Origin of the sequence: Candidatus Accumulibacter phosphatis, from assembly GCF_000024165.1 — a bacterium.
Lineage (GTDB): Bacteria > Pseudomonadota > Gammaproteobacteria > Burkholderiales > Rhodocyclaceae > Accumulibacter > Accumulibacter phosphatis.
The window spans coordinates 4650234-4667393 of sequence record NC_013194.1 but is presented as its reverse complement, the minus strand read 5'-3'; the positions used below and the strand labels follow the sequence as shown (position 1 = coordinate 4667393).

Here is a 17160-nt window from a genome sequence, read left to right as displayed (position 1 = left end):
TCACTACCAAGAAATCCCGGGCGCCGGGTTGTTCATGCCCAGCAGCAGCAGGCGGTCCCTCCCGGGACGCTCACTTGCGCGCTGGAAAGACATACGGCGCAGTTGCCTTGGCTTGCATGCGGTAGGCCGAGCGTCCCCATGAGCTCTCTCCGGCGGAAACCTTCAGGACACCGCTGACCCACATCGCATCCATCGTCTGCACGTTCTTGAGTGGCTTGTCGGAGACCACATGGATGATCTGGTTGGCCGGTGGCGGTGGAACGTGAATGCAGGCGCCGAAGTAGGGCACCAGCAGGAACTCACTCACTTCGTCCTTCACGCGTTCGAGGGGAATCACAAAGCCGGCGATGCGGACGGCGGCACCGTTGAGCGAGCTTGCGACGGGTGCGTTGGCCCAGACGTCGCGCATCCGGGCGAGCGCGTCCATGGCGCGCGGGTCGCCATCCTCCATCTTCGCCAGGTCGACACCCTTGAAGGCGTCAGCGGGGTTCCAGTTCGGAGGAATGAGCTCCTCCCATTTGACTTCACGGAAATCGGAGGCTGGCTTGCCGGGCGCACTGCCGAGACGTTCGCCTACCTTGTAGGGGCTGCCTGGTGGGTCGGCAGTGTTACGTCCCGCGATATCTGGAACTCTTCAACCCGAGCCATTCGAGGTTGAGATGATGGCAAAGTCCCACGCTGACGCCGGAAGAAGAGGTTCCGGCGTCAGCGTGGGACGAGAGGGCTAGAAGGGCTCGCCTGGAGGTATTCTCCAAGGGGCTTCGGGATCGTAGAGGTTCATCTGACGGCTGCGGTGGCGGCGAAGCTGGACGAGGTAGCGGGCCTCACAAGCAGCGGCGAGTTGGTGAAGGAACTCGCTGATCGCCGCCGCACTTTCGTCGGAGAGGCCGTCGGGGAAGAGGGAGTGAGGGCGGCGTTTCATCGCAACTCCTCGATAGCCGCTTGCAGCAGATCGTCGGGCAAATGATTGAGTGCGCGCGGCACCGCCAGACGCATGGCGGTGCGCAGGATGCGCCCGGCGTGGCGCGGCAGGCCCTTGCTGGCTTGGCGCAGGAGTTCCAGGCCGGAATCGGTGAGCAGGGTATGCGCACACCCGGCGCTCTTGAGGGCATGGCCGACGAGTTGCGCAAAGCGCTCGCGTTCGAGCACCGGTCGCAGATGCACGCGTGCCTGGATGCGGCCGGCGAGTGCGGCGTAAGACGCCCGTTCGAGGGTTTGGGCGAGGATCGGGTGACCGACCAGCCAGACAGTGATGAGATCGCGCGAATCGAAGGCGAAGTTGAGAAAAGCGGGGAAATCGCGGAAGAATTCGGGTGGCAGATTCTGCGCCTCGTCGAGGATCCAGACCGGCAGAAGTTGCTTGGCGTCGGCCAGATGATGGATATGCGCCTTGATGTCGCGCCACAGTTGGGCGCGACGATAACTCGGCTGAAGGCCGAGGGATTGGGCCAGGCACCGGTAAAGGTCTGCCCGTCCGAAATCGGTCTCGGCATGGTAGATGACTTGGTAGCGATGCGGATTGAGCTTGGCGGTCACGAGGCGCAAGGCGGCCGTCTTGCCCACGCCGGCCTCGCCGGTCAGCAGGCCGAGGCCCGGCGATTGCAGAAGCCACTGGAAGCGCTCGGCGAGTTGCGCCAGCGCACCGTCATCCCACAGCTCGGCGGCGTCCTTGCCCAGAGGCGGATGGCGCAGACCAAAGTGTTGCAGATACATCTTCAGTCTCCTTTGCGGTCGTAATACTGACGATAGGTGAGTTCGATCAGATTCGGGCCAGACGGCGAGGCGGGAGCGGCGTCTGTCGGGTCGGATTTATTTCGTTGGCGATCGAGATTGCCCAGGGCATCGAGCGGGGTCGCGGCGCCGATCCCCTTGCCGTGCTCGTCCTCGACCTCGATGACCGCCCCGCTATGCGGATCGACGACCAGACACACCGTCTTGCCGGAGAGTTCGAAAGGCACTTCGAAGCGCGCCCCCTGATACGACACCGTGCCATCCTTCCTGACTCGACGGCTGACGCGATACCGGAACAAGGCATCGAGCTGCGCGGCCAGCGCTCCCAGCGAACGAATCTTCGACAAATCCTGCTGGTAGCGCGCGAGCGGCGTCATCCCGTCGAGGCCGGCATGCGGCGTATGGTGATAGACCCGCTCCAGCCAGGCCCAGAGACGCGCATTGAGGTCCTCGAAACTGTTGATGTGGCGCTCGTCGAGTTCCGACAGGAACTGGTCGCGGCAGGTCCGGTGCCAGCGCTCCAACTTGCCCTTGCCCTCGGGCGCATAGGGCCGGCAATAGATCAGGTGAATGCCCAGGCGGGCGCAGATCCCCTGCAGGGTCTCAGCGCGGTAGGCCGCGCCGTTATCGACGACGAGCTTGATCGGGATGCCTCGCTTCAGCAGCGCCTGCTTGAGCACCCCTTCGATGTCGAGCGCCGTTTCGCCGGGGCAGAAAGCGCTGTGAGCCACCAGACGTGAGGCATCGTCGAACAGCGAGACGAGATACCCCTTGACGAGCTTGCCCTCGTGAGGCACGCGGGGACCGTGCATCACATCGCCATACCAGATGGCGCCCGCGGAAGCGGCGACGAAGCTGCGCTTCTCCTCGGGCAGGCTGGCCGAGCCGCTGATCCGCGACAGGCCGTGCTGTTGCAGCAGCCGGTGGACCGTCGAGCGCGACAGGCTGCCGCGAGCCACCGTTCCGGTGGCTTCGAGCAACTGGCGAATCTGACGGATCGAGCGGCGCGGGTTGTCGCGCTTCGCGGCAAGGATCGCGGTCTGAATGGCTTGCGATAGCTTCGATTGCCCGCGGTCGATACGGGTCTTGGGTGTCAGGCCATCGATGCCCTGGGCAAGGTAAGTGTAATACCAGCCCTGAATCGTCTTCTCGGCAACATGGCGCCGACGCGTGCCGGGAATGGTGTATTCGCGCTCGGCCAGGGCGCGGATGGTCTGCTGCAATTCGCCGTGATCCAGCCGTTCCCGGCTGGTCAGCGAACCCAGGACGGACAGGCGAAACAAGGCGATCGGATTGATTCGATTCATGACGACTCCTCGGGGTGAATGGGAGTCGTCATCAAAACAAAAGGGCCGAAATAATGCCACGAGCAAACTGTGTGGGGACCCCGCCCGGGCGGGGTCCCCACCGTCCGCCACTCGCTCGGTGTCAGGAAATCATGGGACGCTCATCTCTTGATCGAGCCAGAACATGGCCCGCGGCAGACCCAGGCTGTTGAACACCTGGTGCCAAAAGCCGTGCGTGTCAACGGCCCGGCCGAGTTCGGCAAAGCGCACGCGCAGGTGAAACACAAAGTCCTTTCCCCGCTCCTGCAACCAGTTCCACCAGCGCGCGCCCGTGTGCCGGTCAGGTGGACCGCCGGGGTGCTCTGCCGCGCCGTTCAGCCGCTGCTGCAGGACTTGCTGTTGCACCGACCAGTCATACCAGCGTCGCGGTGCGATACATTCCGGCAGGCGCGAACACGTGCGTCGGCATCCGGCACAACGGTAGCGAAGGATGGGGATCGGGTTGAGCCGTGGCGGCACGGCTCGGCGGTCGGCCTTTCGCTCATAGTGACCATGCTGATGGACCACTCCCAGCCCGCAGTGCGGGCACGACTTCGGTCGATACACTTCAGCGGCCTTTTGAGTCGTCTCAACGTGCTGCTCAAGCGTGGTGATGCCGGCTACAATTCGTTGCATGGGCTGGGCTCTTTTCTATCTCGGTCGTCTCGATAACTTCCCACGATAGCAGAGGTGTTCCAGCCCTTCTCCGTCCTTCTTCATTCCGCCTTCGCTCAGGAGATCCTTCGATCTTCCTGCTCAAAGTACGCGCGATATTCAAAGCCCTTCAATCCCGTTTAGGGGCGGACGTAACAGCAGCCAGCGCCGACGCGCCGACAACGAGCAGCAAGCACGAGAACAGGAACGAGCGGGAGCGCGGGGTGTGCATGGTCAGGTCCTTGGGGTCAGGCCGTCGATCAGGGAAAGTCTATAGGCGCGCAAACCCGGCAAGAGGCTGGCGACACTGCCGGCGAGCAGGATCCAGCCAAGCAGCTCTGCCAGAGAAGTGGCGTCGTCGCCAGAGAGGTTCAGGCCATTGAGGGCAATGCCATAGTGGGCTTCGATCCAGGGCGTGGCAAAGAAGAGGACTGCGGACAGCAGGGCGACGCCCACCACGATTCCCCCGACAGTGACCGAAAAGCCTTCGAGAGCCAGCAGGAGCAGAAGTTCGCGCGGTCGCGCGCCCACCGAACGCAGGATCGCCAGTTCGCGCCGGCGGGCATCCAGGCTGGCGAGGATCACCGCGACCAGCCCCCCCAGACCGACCAGGGCGACCATCCACGAAACCAGCAGCAGCGCCTGCTCGCCCTGGCCAACGACTTCCCAAAGCTGATCGAGCGTCACCCCCGGCATGACACCCATCAGTGCTTCATCGCCGGCATCGGCGATGGCACGCTGCATGGCGAAGACATCACCACGCTGCTTCAGACCGATCAGTTGTGCGGTGATGGTCTTCGGTGTGAGATCGAACTTTCTGACGAGATCGGGCGGAATCGAGAACCCCGGCACCGGGGCGCCGCCCTGCCAATCGAGATGGATGGCCTCCATGCCGGCCAGGGTAATGTGCACAGTGCGATCCACCGGCGTCCCGGTGGGCGCCAGGATACCCACGACGAAGAACGGCTTGTCGCCATGCGCAGCGCCTTCCAGTCCGCTGCTACCATGCGTCAGCACGATCTTCTCGCCGAGTTGATAGCCCAGTTTGCGGGCGACCTCGGCGCCCAGCACGGCGTCGAAAACGCCGGCGAACGGCACGCCGGCCCGCATCCGCAGGGGCTGGCGATCGCCGTAGCGAAAGTGCGTGAAGTAGTCAACGGAAGTGCCGAGCACCGGAAAGCCGCGATGCGAGTCGCCCAGCGAGAGCGGGATACTCCAGGCTACGGCTGGATGACTGGCCAGTTTCTGCGCCGAGGTCCAGCGCATGTTCTGGGCTGCCTCACCGATCCTGAACACGGCATAGAGCATCAACTGGATGGGACTCGCGCGCGCACCGACGACCAGATCGGTACCCGACACCGACTGTGAGAAGCTCTCGCGCACATCCTGGCGCAGCCGTTCGACGCCAAGCAGCAGGCTGGTCGCCAGGGCGATCGAGAGCAGGGTGAACGTCAGGGGATAACGCCGGTTCCAGGCGCTGCGCACCGCCAGTACGATCAGATAGTGCATGCCGTCTCTCCATGACTTGCCCGGTTGAGCGCCGGCAAGGCGAGGTCGCGTACAAAATGCGACGCCAGGCGACGGTCGTGACTGACGAACAGCACGGTGGACCCGGCAGCGTTTGCCTCACGCAGGAGCAGATCGAGAAAGGCTTCCTGGCGCTCGGCATCGAGCGCCGAAGTGGGTTCATCGGCGATCAGCAGTTCGGGATGCCCGATCAGGGCGCGTGCTGCCGCCACGCGCTGTTGCTGTCCCACCGACAGATCGGTTGCCGGGCGCAGCCACAGGTCGCGCGCCAGATCGAGATGGCTCAGCAAACGTTCCGCTTCGCCGCGCAGCGAGGCGCCGCCTGCCTGCGCCTGCTCGCGTCGCCGTGCCGAGAAACGGCAGGGCAGCAGAACGTTGTCGATCACCGGCAGATACGGCACCAGATTGAACTGCTGGAAGACGAAGCCGATGTGGTCGGCGCGCAGTCGATCGCGCTGCGTCGACCGCAGGCGCCCCAGATCCTCGCCCAGAAGATCGATGCTGCCGCTGCCAGGCACCAGTACGCCACCGATCAGGCTGAGCAGGGTGCTCTTGCCGCAGCCGCTCGGTCCATGCAGGAAGGCGTGCTCGCCGCGTCGCAGGCGTAGCTCGGGCAGATCCAGGCAAACGGCGCTCTGGCGAGGCCAGCGGAAGACCAGATCCGTGATGGCGACGACCGTTTCGCTTTTCATGATGGGGCTACCAGTTCAAGGTGTTGGCCTTGGGCGAGAGTCTGGCCGCAGATTGTCGCTTGGCGGTAACCACTTGCGCGCGGATTTGCCGGTAACCAGGGAAAGCGTCGAACAGTTTCACCTCCAGGCCCTGCAGTGCCGCAGGCTGGGCGCATTGGAAGACGAATTCGCCATCCAGGTCGGCGTGCGCGGGCTTGGCGCCGGGTTGCGGGGTGCGAGCGGCGGCCTGCCCAGGGCTCGCCGCGGCAACCGGAGCCTCGCCGAGGAGTGCGGGGTCGAGGACCGCCGATTCCAGCTTTACGTTTACGAGCTTGCAGCCGGCGCCGGGCGTGGGCAGGAACAGCTTGTCAGCCTGGCGTAACTGGCTCGCCATGCGGCGTACCTTGTCCAGTTCCTTGTCGCTCTTGGGCACCCGCTCGAAACCGAGAAGATTTTCCAGAGGTGATTCGAGCGCGATGCGCAAGGTGTCTTTGTCGACGCCGACGTTGAGTTCGGCAACCCCGTGAACGTGAGCTTTTTCAGCGTGCGCGATGGGACTGACGATGGTCAAGGCGGCGGCAAGTGCAGAAAGAGTGCGAGAGAGCATGGGAAATCCTTGTAGTGGAATGATGTGAAACATAGCGCATGGTCGACAATGAATGGTCAGATGCATCATGGTTGCAAAAAAAGCCAAAGCGTCCGGTTGGCGACTATCGGCGCCGTTGACGCCAGCGTAACAGCGATCGCCTAGCCCTGCCCATCGACCATCGCGGCCCTCCTGGCGGTAGCCGCGTGCCAGACTAACGCCAGGGCGACCAGGACCCAGACGATGACCGGCCCCGTCGGCAGGTCGAGCGCGGTCGATAGCATCAGGCCTGTCGCGTAGCCGGCGACGCTGAGTAGCCACGCTGCCGGTAGGCGTCTGCGCGTCATCCGGCGTGTCGCCAGCGGTGGCACGATCAAGGTCGCGAACACCAGATAGAGTCCGACGAGTTGAACCGACAGGGTGACGGCGACCGCGAACAACGCGTAGAAGCCGATCTGCCCAAGCCGGTCGCGAGCACTGAACCAGAGTATCAGAATCAGTCCGTAAGCTGCCGCCACCCAGAGCAGGCGGGCCGGCTCTACCCACAGGATCTGCCCGACGAGCAGATCGCGCAAGTGTTCGCTGCCGTGGACGTTGCTTGCCAGCAACAGCACGCTGCCGGTTGCGCCGAGGACGAAGGTCACGCCGATCACCGCTTCCTGCACCTCGGGCCAGGCCTTTTCCGTCCAGGTGAGCAGCAGGGCGCCGGCCAGCGCCGCCGACAGCGCCGCCACCTGCACCGCAGCGCCCGCCGGCTCGAAGCCGAGCTGATCGGCAAGAAGCACACCACAACCGGCAATCTGCGCAATCGCCAGATCGATGAAGACGATGCCGCGGGCGAGCACCTGCATGCCGAGCGGCACGTGCGTGGCCGTCACCAGCAGGCCCGCCGCGAGCGCCGGCAACAGGATCGAGGCTTCGGCGCCAGCGAGGTCGAAGCTCATTGCGCTCCCTTCAGCAGGCGCTGGATGGTGTCGTCGAAGAGGCTGAACAGGTCCTTGGCCGCCTCGTCGCCGCCGACCGTGAACGGCAGGGCCACAGCGTTGATCCTGGCGCGCTCGGCAATCCACAGCGATGCACGGTCGTTCTGATAAGCCGCACGCAGGACCATCTTCACGGGCTGCTGTTGCAGCTTGGCGAGCACTTCCGACAGGTGAGCGATGGTCGGTTCGACCCCCGGCTTCGGCTCGAGAGCGGCGACCTGTTTCAGCCCAAGCCAGTCCTCGAGGTAGGCGAACGCCTTGTGCTGCACGAGGATCGGCACGCCTCGCAGCGCTGCGGCCTGCCTTTCCCAATTGGCAATCGCCGTTGTCCAGCGGCCGAGAAAGGCCTTGTGGCGCGCCTGGTAGACAGCGGCATTGGCGGGATCGAGTTCGCCGAGCCGTGCCGCCAGAGCTGCTGCCACGCGTGTGATGTTGCGCGGATCGGTCTGGATGTGTGGATTGCCGCCAGGATGCACGTCGCCGTCGGCACGATCGAGGCGAGCCGGCTTCTCGAGCATCCGCACGTATTGCGCAGCTTCGAAATAGCCCGCTTTTCCCGGCTGCACCCTGGCATTTCCAGACTGCTGCAGCACCAGCGGCAACCAGCCGACTTCGAGTTCAGCGCCGGTCGCGACAACAAGGTCGGCACGGCGTGCACGGGCGATCAGACTCGGCCGTGCTTCAATGTGATGCGGATCCTGCAAGGCGTTGGTGGCCGTGTAAACCTTGACCTGTTCACCGCCCAGTTCTTCGGCCAATGCGCCCCATTCGGGTACGCTGGCGAAAACGTTCAACACGGCGAGCGCCGGTGCCGCAAAGGCGGCAAAGGCCAGAGCCGCCAGGAGTTGTAGGAGACGATTCATGTGATGCCTTTCAACTTTCTCAGTATTTGTGAGCAGTGCGCACCCAGGGTCAGGACGTACTGCAGAAAGACCTGATTGTCGGTGAGGTCGGGCAGGAGCTTGCTCTGCTGCACCTGCAGGCGGAAACGGCCGAACTCGGAGGTCGTGTAGTCGACCATCGCCGCGTAGCGCTTCGGATTGAAGCCGGACGAGTCGAGGTAGGTGGCATTGCTGCCATAGTCTGGACTGCCGGGTTCGAGCTGGTCGTAGCGAACGCCGACACGCCACTCCGGCAGGAACTGGTAAACCCCTTGCAGATACCAGCCGCTCTGTCGCGACGAGTAGCTGGAGTCGTTGGTGAGACCCAGTGCGCCGTCGCGATCGTAGGTGAGGTCGCCACTCTCCTTGCGCCAGAAGTACTCGCCCTGCAGCTTGAAATTGGTGCTTTGCGCATTGCCATTGGGTGCGTACTTCCACACGAAGTCGGCGATGGCCAGCTGACTCCTGCCGCTGAAAGCCAATTGCGAATCGACGCCGGACGTATCGACTTGCACGTACTCGCGATCCTGTGGCTTCAGACCGAGATAGGACAGGCCGGCACGCCAACTATGGTTGGCACCGATATCGCCGCCGGCGTGTGCGTAGAGGGCATAGTTGCCGACGCCGTTGCGGTTGCGCTCGGTGCCCGGAAAGCTCGCGCCATCGCCGACCTCGGCACCGAGTTCGAGATACGTGTCGGTCGGCGCCACCCATTTCATTTGCAGGCCATCACTGCGGAACTGGCCACCAAAAAACGCCTGGTACGGCAGCGGCGCGTCGTAGAAATCCCAGCCATGCTGGTGCTGGTCGTTGAGGTAGCCGATGCTCGACAGAAAGCGCCCGAACTTGGGCCTCAGGCCACCGGGCAGGGCGGTCAGTACACCATAGGCTTCTTCGACCTCGACGCTGTTGTCAGGAGAGAGCGCCAGAATCAGGTTGGCGTAGATCTTGTCGTCGACATTGGCGCTGAATCCCAACTCGGACTCGGCGATGCTGAATCCGCGCTTGGCTGGCGCAATGTCGCCGCTCGGCACGAAGCCGTTGATCACGTACTTGTTGGGATCCTGCGAGAGGTTGGCATAGACACCTTGCAGCACCGCGTAGATAGCGGGATTGAAAGCGCTGGCCGAGGTCGTCGCGGCAGGCATCGGCGCCGCCGCCGCAGCGCTCTGTATGGCGCCGGCCTCGACCTTCGCCGCTGTCGTTTCGGCCTTGACAGCGGTCTTCTCGGCCTCGGCGAGGCGGCTTTCGAGAGCTGTTATGCGTTGCTCGTAAGCCTCCTTCATCTGTTTGACCTGGGCGCGGATCTCCGCCAGATCGGCATCTTTGGCGGCGTGCGCCGGCAGGGTAAAGCTCAGTGCCGCAGCCAGCGCGGCGGTAACGGCGGTAACGGGGGTATGCATGATGACTCCTCAAGAAAGCAGAACGCCTCCCTTTGCAGGGATTGCTGGCGGATCGACGATTCCGGTGGGGCGATCAGGCGGTGGGGGGAGCGCGGGCGCACGCCGGGCTCAGTCGCCGCGCACAGGAAAACCAGGCTTCCTGAGTCGGCGGTGTGACATGGAGCAATGGTCCGGCCAGGGTCGTGGCTGGTGTCGGCACCGGGGACTCAAGGTTGTGCGCGGCCAGGCAGAACACGCAGGCATGGCCGTCAGCCTCGTCGGCATCGGGCTTGAGATGATCGACATAGTGAAACAGGGCAGCCGACTGGGCGAGCAGCAGAAGCAACGCGAGAATGGCGAATCGCAGCCGCTTCATGGGCTGTCGGTCAGCCCGGCCGCCGCCGCCGAACAGGGCGCCGGCTTTTCTGCCGATCCCGCTATCGCCGATCGATTCGACAGTGCTCATCGCCATATTCCGCGCTACGCTCGAAGCAACGCCGCCGCCCCGGCGCGCGCACGTGTCCGGGGAAGCAGAAGTGCGCAGCTTGCCGTTTCCACAGACGTCTCGACCGGGGGTGGGACAGCAGTCAGCATGGTCACGAATTTAAGCACATGCCCGCCGCAGATGCAACTTTGTTGCAAATGCAGCGGCCCGGCATCCGTGACCGAGCCGATCTCGCTGCTCGATGCGCTGGCGCACCCCATCCCCCACCGAGCAGGTGAAGGTGAGATAAGATTCAGCTTTGCGCTTGCCTGCTCAGCCAGGTGTGCCAGAGGATCAGGGTCTTTTTGGGGAGGAGCTCCGATGCGCTGGAATGGGGTGGTGAACGCGTTGACGCTGGTCGCTCTGGCGGGCGGTGGCTGGCCGGTCCTTGGCGAGCCCTTACCCCTGTTGCTGGCCGAGACCGAGCAGGGCCAGGCCGACGTTCGGCTCTACCTGGTCAGCGAGAAGCTCGACGGCGTGCGCGCGTTCTGGGATGGGCAGCGTTTGTTGACGCGCAGCGGTCATGCGATTGCAGCTCCCGAGTGGTTTGTCGCGGGTTTCCCGAGGCAGGCGCTGGACGGCGAGTTGTGGATCGGGCGAGGCGAGTTCGAGCGGCTGTCCGGAATCGTTCGCCGACAAACGGCAGACGAGGCGGCGTGGCGCGACGTCCGCTACCTGGTTTTCGAACTGCCGCAGGCGCCGGGGACTTTCCGCCAGCGAGCGCGGGCCCTGCATGAACTGGTAAGCAGCGCCGGCGTGCCCTGGTTGCGCGCGGTCGAGCAAATCGAGATCGGCAGCCGTCAGGCGCTCGAACGAAAGCTGGACGAAGTCGTCCTGGCTGGCGGCGAGGGGCTGATGTTGCACCGCGCCGACGCCGCCTACGTCACCGGGCGCAGCGATGCCTTGCTGAAATTGAAGCGATGGCTCGACGCCGAGGCGACGGTGATCGGCCATCAGCCGGGGCGGGGCAAGTACGCCGGGATGCTCGGCGCGTTGCGGGTGCGTACCGCCGGTGGCGTCGAGTTCATGCTGGGCACCGGCCTGAGCGACGCGTTACGCCGCGATCCGCCACCAATCGGGACGCAGATCACGTTCCGCTATCGCGAACTGACCGATCAGGGGCGGCCGCGCTTCGCCTCCTTCCAGCGCCTGCGGGATCTGTAGAAAGGCAGTCGCTCCCAGTTGGACGAGATGCTGCCACCGCGTCGAGCGTATTTCGCTGCGGGGCCTCGCCTCGACGGCAACCAGGAGACCTTGCTGGCCGTACGGAACGGGAGACTGCTTGCGGTTCAGGTGCCGCGCGAGGCGGTAGCGAAGCCGCGGGCCAGTTCCAGGGTCAGTTCGGCAGCCGGAATCGCCTTGCAACCGCGTGTATTCTGACCTGCCCACAAGGGTGAAAAATCGTCGCGACCCAGGCTTTCGGCTGGAGCACGCAATGCTGCGATGGCCGAGGTGGCCAACGGAAATGGCGGTGCGGCGGCGCTCATTGGCCCGATTTCACGCATCAGGCGGTTGACGATGCCGCGCGCAGGTCGCCCCGTAAAGAGATTGGTGATTGCCGTGTTCTGCGCGGCTTCACTCTGCAGCGCCGCCCGATGCACTGCGCTCGTCGTCGCTTCCGGGCAGAGCAGGTAGGCCGTGCCGACCTGCACGCCTGCCGCGCCGAGCGCCATGGCGGCGGCGACGCCGCTGGCATCGGCAATGCCGCCGGCGGCGATCACCGGGACGCGCACTGCCGCGACGACCTGCGGTAGCAGCGCCAGGGTGCCGACCTGGGTGTCCAGGCTGGTGGCGAGAAACATGCCGCGATGGCCGCCGGCCTCAAGCCCCTGGGCGATGATCGCGTCGGCTCCGTGCGCGGCCAGCCAGCGCGCTTCTGCCACCGTCGTGGCCGAGGCCAGAATCTTTGCGCCCCAGCCACGCACCCGAGCGAGCAGGTCCGCTGCCGGTAGCCCGAAGTGAAAACTCACCACGGCGGGCCTGAACTCGGCCAGCAAGTCGGCGGCCTCGCTGCTGAAAGGCAATCTGCCAGGTCCGGTCGGAATCGCATCGGCATCGATCCCGTACTCCGCGAAATAAGGCGACAGCGCCGTTCGCCAGATCGTCTCCCGATCGGCGCACGGCGCCGGTGGCTGATGGCAGAAGAAATTGACGTTGAAGGGCCTTGTCGTCAACCGGTGGATCGTCGCCAGTTCTGCGCGCATGGTTTTCAGATCGAGGGCTGCACAGGGCAGCGAACCGAGCCCGCCGGCCGTCGATACCGCGACGGTGAGCGCACTTCCCTGTACCCCCGCCATCGGCGCCTGGATGATCGGCAGTGGCATGCCAAGAAGGTCGCAAAGAATCATCGTAGGAACCTCGTATCGCCGGTTGCCACGCGCCGCAGCGAATGGCGTGGGGTATGTGGAGCATCCTTCTGACACGCTGCTCCCTGGCGCGTTCGTAATGGTTCGTGATGCCCTTCCACTCAGTGGTCAGCGCGCCTCGGCTTGTCGGCGGGCGGCTGTGTGCGAAGGCAAGTGGCAGGCACCTGCCCGCCTGCCCAGCGCCGCTTGCACTTCAAGCGATCGTCGCCACATGGTAACCTCTAGGTCCCCGTCGTGGAGTGGAAGAAGATGATTGCAGATTCCGGTTTCCGCAACTTGCGGCGTGCCGCCAAGGCCGCTTGTTTCGCATTGCTGCTGAGCTGTGGAGGCGCCGGTGCGGACGAAGTGCCACTGGTTGATGGCACGCACTGGACAAAGTCCAGCGACGACGTGAAGAAGGCCTATCTCATCGGTCTCGCCAACGTGGTTCAGGTCGAGGCGGCATATTACGCCGACAATCCATCGGTGACCGAAACGGGTTTTTCGCCACGCGTTGCCAGGGGGATGAAGGGCCAAACGCTGGTCGGCGTGCTCGGCGCGCTGGACAAGTGGTATGCGGCGCATCCCGAGCAGTTGCAGCGACCGGTGGTGGAAACCATCTGGTTCGAGTTGGTCCTTCCAGCACTGCCCCCGACCAAGTAACGGAGATGAGAGATGAAGAAGACGGGATTGGCTTTGGTACTCGCTGTCACATTGGTCGGCATGGGGTGTACGAACATGACGCCGCAGCAGCAGGGAACCGTCAGTGGGGCGGCAATTGGCGCGGCCGCTGGGGCCGGCATTGCGGCGATCTCGGGCGGCAGTGGCTGGACCGGCGCAGCGATCGGCGGCGTCGTTGGCGGAACGGTTGGCAACATCAAGGGCAAACAGCAGCAGCAACGAGGATATTGAGGGCGTCGATTTCCCGGGTCGGACGGGGGACCGCCTGCGCGCTCCTTCTGCTCGGCTTGCGAGACCTGCGGACAGCCGCCTCGTTTCAAGGATCATCTCGGAACCACCAGGAGCAGCGATAGCATGCCCATCTACGAATACGCCTGCACGTCCTGCGGCAAGGAGTTCGAGAAGCTGGTACGCCAGTCCTCGCCCGCACCGGAGTGCCCGGACTGCCACAGCAAGGACCTGCACAAGAAGCTTTCGGCTTTCGCCGCCGTCACCGGCGCTGCTGCCGGCGCCAAGGATCTGCCCGGCCCCTGCGGAAGTTGCGGGCACCCTGACGGCCCCGGCGCCTGCCGCTTTCAGTAAGCGGGCCGGCCCGTTCTGCGCGCGGGCGGACCGGGCGGGGCGTTGCGCATCGACGCTCTCGCCACCCTACGGGCCGTGGCCGGGCGTGCGTGAAACCGGCGAGCGGACGACCTCCAGATTTCCTGAGCGAACCCAGTCGGCGACGGGCCGGCGCAACCAGCTGAGGAGGGCTTCGGGGGTTTCGTCACGCGTGCCGAGCGCTCCCATCCAGCCGTTGCGGCCGGCCAGCTTGACGGCGTAGAGCAGCGCATCGGCGATATTGACCGCCGCTGCCCAGGCTGGAGCGGCCGGATACTGCGTTGACAGTGGAAAACAGCAGAAGCCGATCGAGCAGGTCTTGCTCAGCAAGCGGCCATCGTCAAGCGCGAAAGGCTGGTCAGCGACAGCCGCCCGCGCCCGCTCGGCCAACTCGGCGGCATGCGTGCGCGGCGTCGCGCGCGCGACCACCAGGAACTCTTCGCCACCCCAGCGAACCAGATAATCGGTGTCGCGGAAAACGCTGCGCAGGCGAGCGGCCATCTGCACGATCACGGCATCGCCCCCCGCATGCCCGTAATCGTCGTTCACCTGTTTGAAATGGTCGATGTCGATGAGAAAGAAGATCAGCCCGGCATCGTCGCGCAAGCTTGCCCCGTAGCTTGCGTGGCTTGCGTACTCGCGCACCGCCAGGGCAGCATCGGCCTCGATGTGCAGGGCCACGAAGCGCCGGTTGCGCAAGCCGGTCAGGGGGTCGGTCAGGCTGGACTCCTCGAGTGCCGCCGACTCCCGCTGCAGCGCCTGCGTCAGCTTCTCCAGGTCGGCGGTGCGCTCGTGCACGGTACGTTCGAGTTCGATCTGGCGCGCCCGCAGATGGCGTGTGCGTAACTGCACCAGGGCATAGACCATTGCCGCCAGCAGGGCGAGCAAGCTCATGCGGAACCACCCGGTTTCCCACCAGGCGGGCTGTATGCGCACCCGGATGGCCAGTTCGTGCGGACTCCAGAAGCCGCTGCGGTTGGTGGCACGCACTTGCAGGACATAGTCGCCGGGGTCGAGGTTGCTGTAGCTGGCCACACGGGAATCGGCGCCGGTGGCGATCCAGTCCGTGTCGAAACCGTGCAAGCGGTAGGCGTAACGCAGGCGGCCGGGATCGCTGTAGTCGAGTGCCGCGAACGTCAGGGTGAAGCCGCGTTGCGGTGGCGCCAGATCCAGTCCGTCCTGAAGGCGGCCGGCCGGCTGGCGCTGGCCGTCAATGGTCAGCTCGGAAACCACCAGTGGTGGCGAGTAGTCGGAGGCGTCGAAGCTCTCAGGTTTGACCACCAGGATTCCCCTGCTGCCGCCGAACAGCAGTCGGCCGTCAGCCGTCTTGGCATGAGCCTGAAACCAGCCGGTGCCGAGATCCGCGCCGTCGGCGGCGGTCAACTCGTCGAGCCGGTCCGTCGCCGGGTCATAGACGTACATTTGCGTCCAGATGCGCCCTCGCTCATCCTCCAGCAGATTGCCGCCAAAGGGTCGTGTGACGATGCCATGGCGTTCGCTGATCCGCTCGAAGGTCGCGCGCTCGCCATCCCAGCGAGTCATGCGATGCAGACCGGTGACCGCGGTGTCCAACCACAAGGTCTGTCGCCGATCAAAGAGCAGCCCGATGACGATGATGTTGGCGAGGCCGGATCCCGTTGCCGCGTCGACGGGCTGCAGTTCGCTGGCCCCGGCGGCGACGCGATAGAGCCCTTTGGCACTGCCCACCCAGATGCTTGCGTCAGGCGCCTCGACGATGGCGTTGATTTCGGCGCGCAGTGGCTTCCCTTCCTGCTGGTTGATGCGGACAACTTCGCCTGTGCCGGGGCGCAAACAGTAGAGGCCATCCTGCGTGGCCACCCATAAGGAGCCATCGGTGCTTTCCAGGAAGCGTCGAGTTACCCCTCCTCGATGCGGCAGGCTTCGCAACTGCCGGCGCTCCCGACTGAACTGATAGATTCTTGAATCGACTCCCAGCCAGATCGTGCCATCGCGTGCTTGCAGCATCTCCTCGACGCGGACGAGCGGCTGGGACTGCCCGCTGGCGTGCCCGGCTAGCCGGGCTGGCTCAGGAGCCTGCGGCGATACGGCGCCGGTGACGCGTAGCTGTCGGTCGAGTACGGCGACACCACCCTTGTGCGAGGCGGCCCAGATCTCGCCGTTGTCGAGTTGCAGCAAGCTGCGCACGTCCGGCGAAGAAAGCGGGCTGCCCGGCTGAGTATCGGCACCGCGCAGCCAGATGCTGCGATTGGTGGGATCGTGCCGTTGCAGGCCCAGGCCCAAGCCGCCGACCCAGATCAGGCCGGCGTGATCGCGCATCAGCAGCGTCACCTCATTGCCCGCCAGACCCGCTGGCTTGCGCAGGTCGTGCTGCAGTCGCTGCACCAGACAGCCTCGGCGCGGGTCATACAGCTCGATTCCCGAGGAACGGCCCACCCACATCTGTCCACCTGCCTCGACCAGACTCGACACCGCGCCACGGTTGGCAACGCCCGGGGCGTGCTCGAGCAACTGACCCGTTGCCGTGGCTGGATCGACGATAGCCAGGTCACCTTGCTGCGTGCCGACCCAGATACGCCCGTCCGACGCCTCGAACAAGGCCTGCACGATGCGACCCGCCAGGCTGGCGCCGCCTCTGGCCGTCTTGCCCGAGAAAACGGGCTCAAAATGATCGCTGCCGGGTTGGCGGCGGCTCAAACCCGCCCAGGTGCCCACCCACAGTGTTCCCTGACGGTCGATCAGCAGTGCCTGCACCCGGTCATCGGGCAGGCCGCCCGGCTGGGTCGACTGCCGGTGGTGGGAAAAGCTGCCGCTGCGCGGATCGAAGCGATCGAGTCCGCCTCCTTCACTACCGACCCAGATGCCGCCGGCACTGTCTTCGACCAGAGCGCGAATGGTCGGCATCACGCCGCCGTTGTCGTTGCTGCCGCCAGTGAAGGAGGTGACGGTCTCGCTCGCCGGGTCATAGACCGTCAGTCCATCGGACTCGGTGCCGATCCACAGGCGGCCATCGCGTCCGGCCAGCAAGGCGCGGATCCAGCCCAGGTTGCGCGCGGCCGGGTCCGCCGTCTTGCGCTCCTGCGGGCGAAAGCGGTAGCCGTCAAAGCGAACCAGACCGTCGCCCGTCGCTATCCACAGGAATCCGGCGCGGTCCTGCGCCACCGTCGGCACCACGTAGCGCGGAATGATGCCGACACCGACCGACTCGAAGCGAGGCTCGAAAAGCGGGTTGTCGACATTCGGACAAGCCAGCGTATCGGCCAGGGCCGAAGTGGCGGCAATGAGGGCGACGAAGAGCAGCGGCAGAAGTCCCATTGCGCTACCTTCGTTG

General features: G+C 64.9%; 18 protein-coding genes. 4 read left to right on the top strand and 14 right to left on the bottom strand.

Annotation, left to right across the window (positions count from 1 at the left end; all coding sequences use genetic code 11):
* Positions 1–70: 70 nt before the first annotated feature.
* From CAP2UW1_RS20315 to CAP2UW1_RS20260, 12 genes are all read right to left on the bottom strand, one after another.
* Positions 71–505 carry a DUF3299 domain-containing protein gene (locus CAP2UW1_RS20315; protein WP_291913873.1) on the bottom strand — a complete coding sequence of 145 codons (435 nt, stop codon included), beginning with the start codon at positions 503–505 and terminating at the stop codon, positions 71–73.
* Between the two features lie 219 nt (positions 506–724).
* Entirely contained in the window at positions 725–922 is a 198-nt protein-coding gene (locus tag CAP2UW1_RS20310) for a hypothetical protein (RefSeq protein WP_012806121.1), read from the bottom strand.
* Positions 919–1713: an ExeA family protein gene (locus CAP2UW1_RS20305; protein WP_012806122.1), complete on the bottom strand. Its 795-nt coding sequence runs from the start codon at positions 1711–1713 to the stop codon at positions 919–921. Before CAP2UW1_RS20305 ends, CAP2UW1_RS20310 begins: the two co-directional genes overlap by 4 nt.
* Before the next feature lie 2 nt (positions 1714–1715).
* Positions 1716–3038, bottom strand: a complete 1323-nt coding sequence (locus tag CAP2UW1_RS20300; RefSeq protein ID WP_012806985.1) for a DDE-type integrase/transposase/recombinase — start codon at positions 3036–3038, stop codon at positions 1716–1718.
* Between the two features lie 129 nt (positions 3039–3167).
* Complete coding sequence (locus tag CAP2UW1_RS20295; protein ID WP_012806124.1) at positions 3168–3692, bottom strand: DUF6431 domain-containing protein; 525 nt, start codon at positions 3690–3692, stop codon at positions 3168–3170.
* A gap of 252 nt (positions 3693–3944) precedes the next feature.
* Positions 3945–5219 (bottom strand): ABC transporter permease, encoded by a 1275-nt coding sequence (locus CAP2UW1_RS20290; protein WP_015768493.1) that lies wholly within the window; start codon positions 5217–5219, stop codon positions 3945–3947.
* The gene (locus CAP2UW1_RS20285; protein ID WP_015768492.1) at positions 5207–5929 is read right to left on the bottom strand and encodes an ABC transporter ATP-binding protein; all 723 of its coding nucleotides are present in this window, start codon (positions 5927–5929) and stop codon (positions 5207–5209) included. Before CAP2UW1_RS20285 ends, CAP2UW1_RS20290 begins: the two co-directional genes overlap by 13 nt.
* Before the next feature lie 7 nt (positions 5930–5936).
* Positions 5937–6584: a DUF2796 domain-containing protein gene (locus tag CAP2UW1_RS20280; protein ID WP_291912151.1), complete on the bottom strand. Its 648-nt coding sequence runs from the start codon at positions 6582–6584 to the stop codon at positions 5937–5939.
* Positions 6585–6655: 71 nt separating this feature from the next.
* Positions 6656–7438 carry a metal ABC transporter permease gene (locus tag CAP2UW1_RS20275; RefSeq protein WP_015768490.1) on the bottom strand — a complete coding sequence of 261 codons (783 nt, stop codon included), beginning with the start codon at positions 7436–7438 and terminating at the stop codon, positions 6656–6658.
* Positions 7435–8340, bottom strand: a complete 906-nt coding sequence (locus tag CAP2UW1_RS20270) for a metal ABC transporter substrate-binding protein (RefSeq protein WP_015768489.1) — start codon at positions 8338–8340, stop codon at positions 7435–7437. The genes CAP2UW1_RS20275 and CAP2UW1_RS20270 overlap by 4 nt, the downstream gene beginning before the upstream one ends.
* Positions 8337–9761, bottom strand: coding sequence for a carbohydrate porin (locus CAP2UW1_RS20265; RefSeq protein ID WP_015768488.1), 1425 nt, complete (start codon positions 9759–9761; stop codon positions 8337–8339). The genes CAP2UW1_RS20270 and CAP2UW1_RS20265 overlap by 4 nt, the downstream gene beginning before the upstream one ends.
* A gap of 73 nt (positions 9762–9834) precedes the next feature.
* Complete coding sequence (locus CAP2UW1_RS20260; protein WP_015768487.1) at positions 9835–10206, bottom strand: hypothetical protein; 372 nt, start codon at positions 10204–10206, stop codon at positions 9835–9837.
* Between the two features lie 339 nt (positions 10207–10545).
* On the opposite strand from CAP2UW1_RS20260, the gene CAP2UW1_RS20255 reads away from it, so the two are divergent.
* On the top strand, positions 10546–11388 hold the full coding sequence (locus CAP2UW1_RS20255; RefSeq protein WP_015768486.1) for a DNA ligase: 843 nt from the start codon (positions 10546–10548) through the stop codon (positions 11386–11388).
* A 125-nt stretch (positions 11389–11513) separates the two neighbouring features.
* Here the strand turns inward: CAP2UW1_RS20255 and CAP2UW1_RS20250 are convergent, their stop codons facing one another.
* A complete protein-coding gene (locus tag CAP2UW1_RS20250; protein ID WP_015768485.1) occupies positions 11514–12572 on the bottom strand; it encodes an NAD(P)H-dependent flavin oxidoreductase in 1059 nt (352 codons plus the stop codon).
* Positions 12573–12839: 267 nt separating this feature from the next.
* Between CAP2UW1_RS20250 and CAP2UW1_RS20245 the strand changes: the two genes are divergently transcribed.
* From CAP2UW1_RS20245 to CAP2UW1_RS20235, 3 genes are all read left to right on the top strand, one after another.
* Positions 12840–13232, top strand: a complete 393-nt coding sequence (locus CAP2UW1_RS20245) for a hypothetical protein (protein WP_015768484.1) — start codon at positions 12840–12842, stop codon at positions 13230–13232.
* A 12-nt stretch (positions 13233–13244) separates the two neighbouring features.
* Positions 13245–13481 (top strand): YMGG-like glycine zipper-containing protein, encoded by a 237-nt coding sequence (locus CAP2UW1_RS20240; RefSeq protein ID WP_015768483.1) that lies wholly within the window; start codon positions 13245–13247, stop codon positions 13479–13481.
* A gap of 123 nt (positions 13482–13604) precedes the next feature.
* Entirely contained in the window at positions 13605–13832 is a 228-nt protein-coding gene (locus CAP2UW1_RS20235) for an FmdB family zinc ribbon protein (RefSeq protein ID WP_015768482.1), read from the top strand.
* Between the two features lie 66 nt (positions 13833–13898).
* Here CAP2UW1_RS20235 and CAP2UW1_RS20230 read toward each other — a convergent pair whose 3' ends face one another.
* Positions 13899–17144, bottom strand: coding sequence for a two-component regulator propeller domain-containing protein (locus CAP2UW1_RS20230; protein ID WP_015768481.1), 3246 nt, complete (start codon positions 17142–17144; stop codon positions 13899–13901).
* Between the last annotated feature and the right edge of the window lie 16 nt (positions 17145–17160).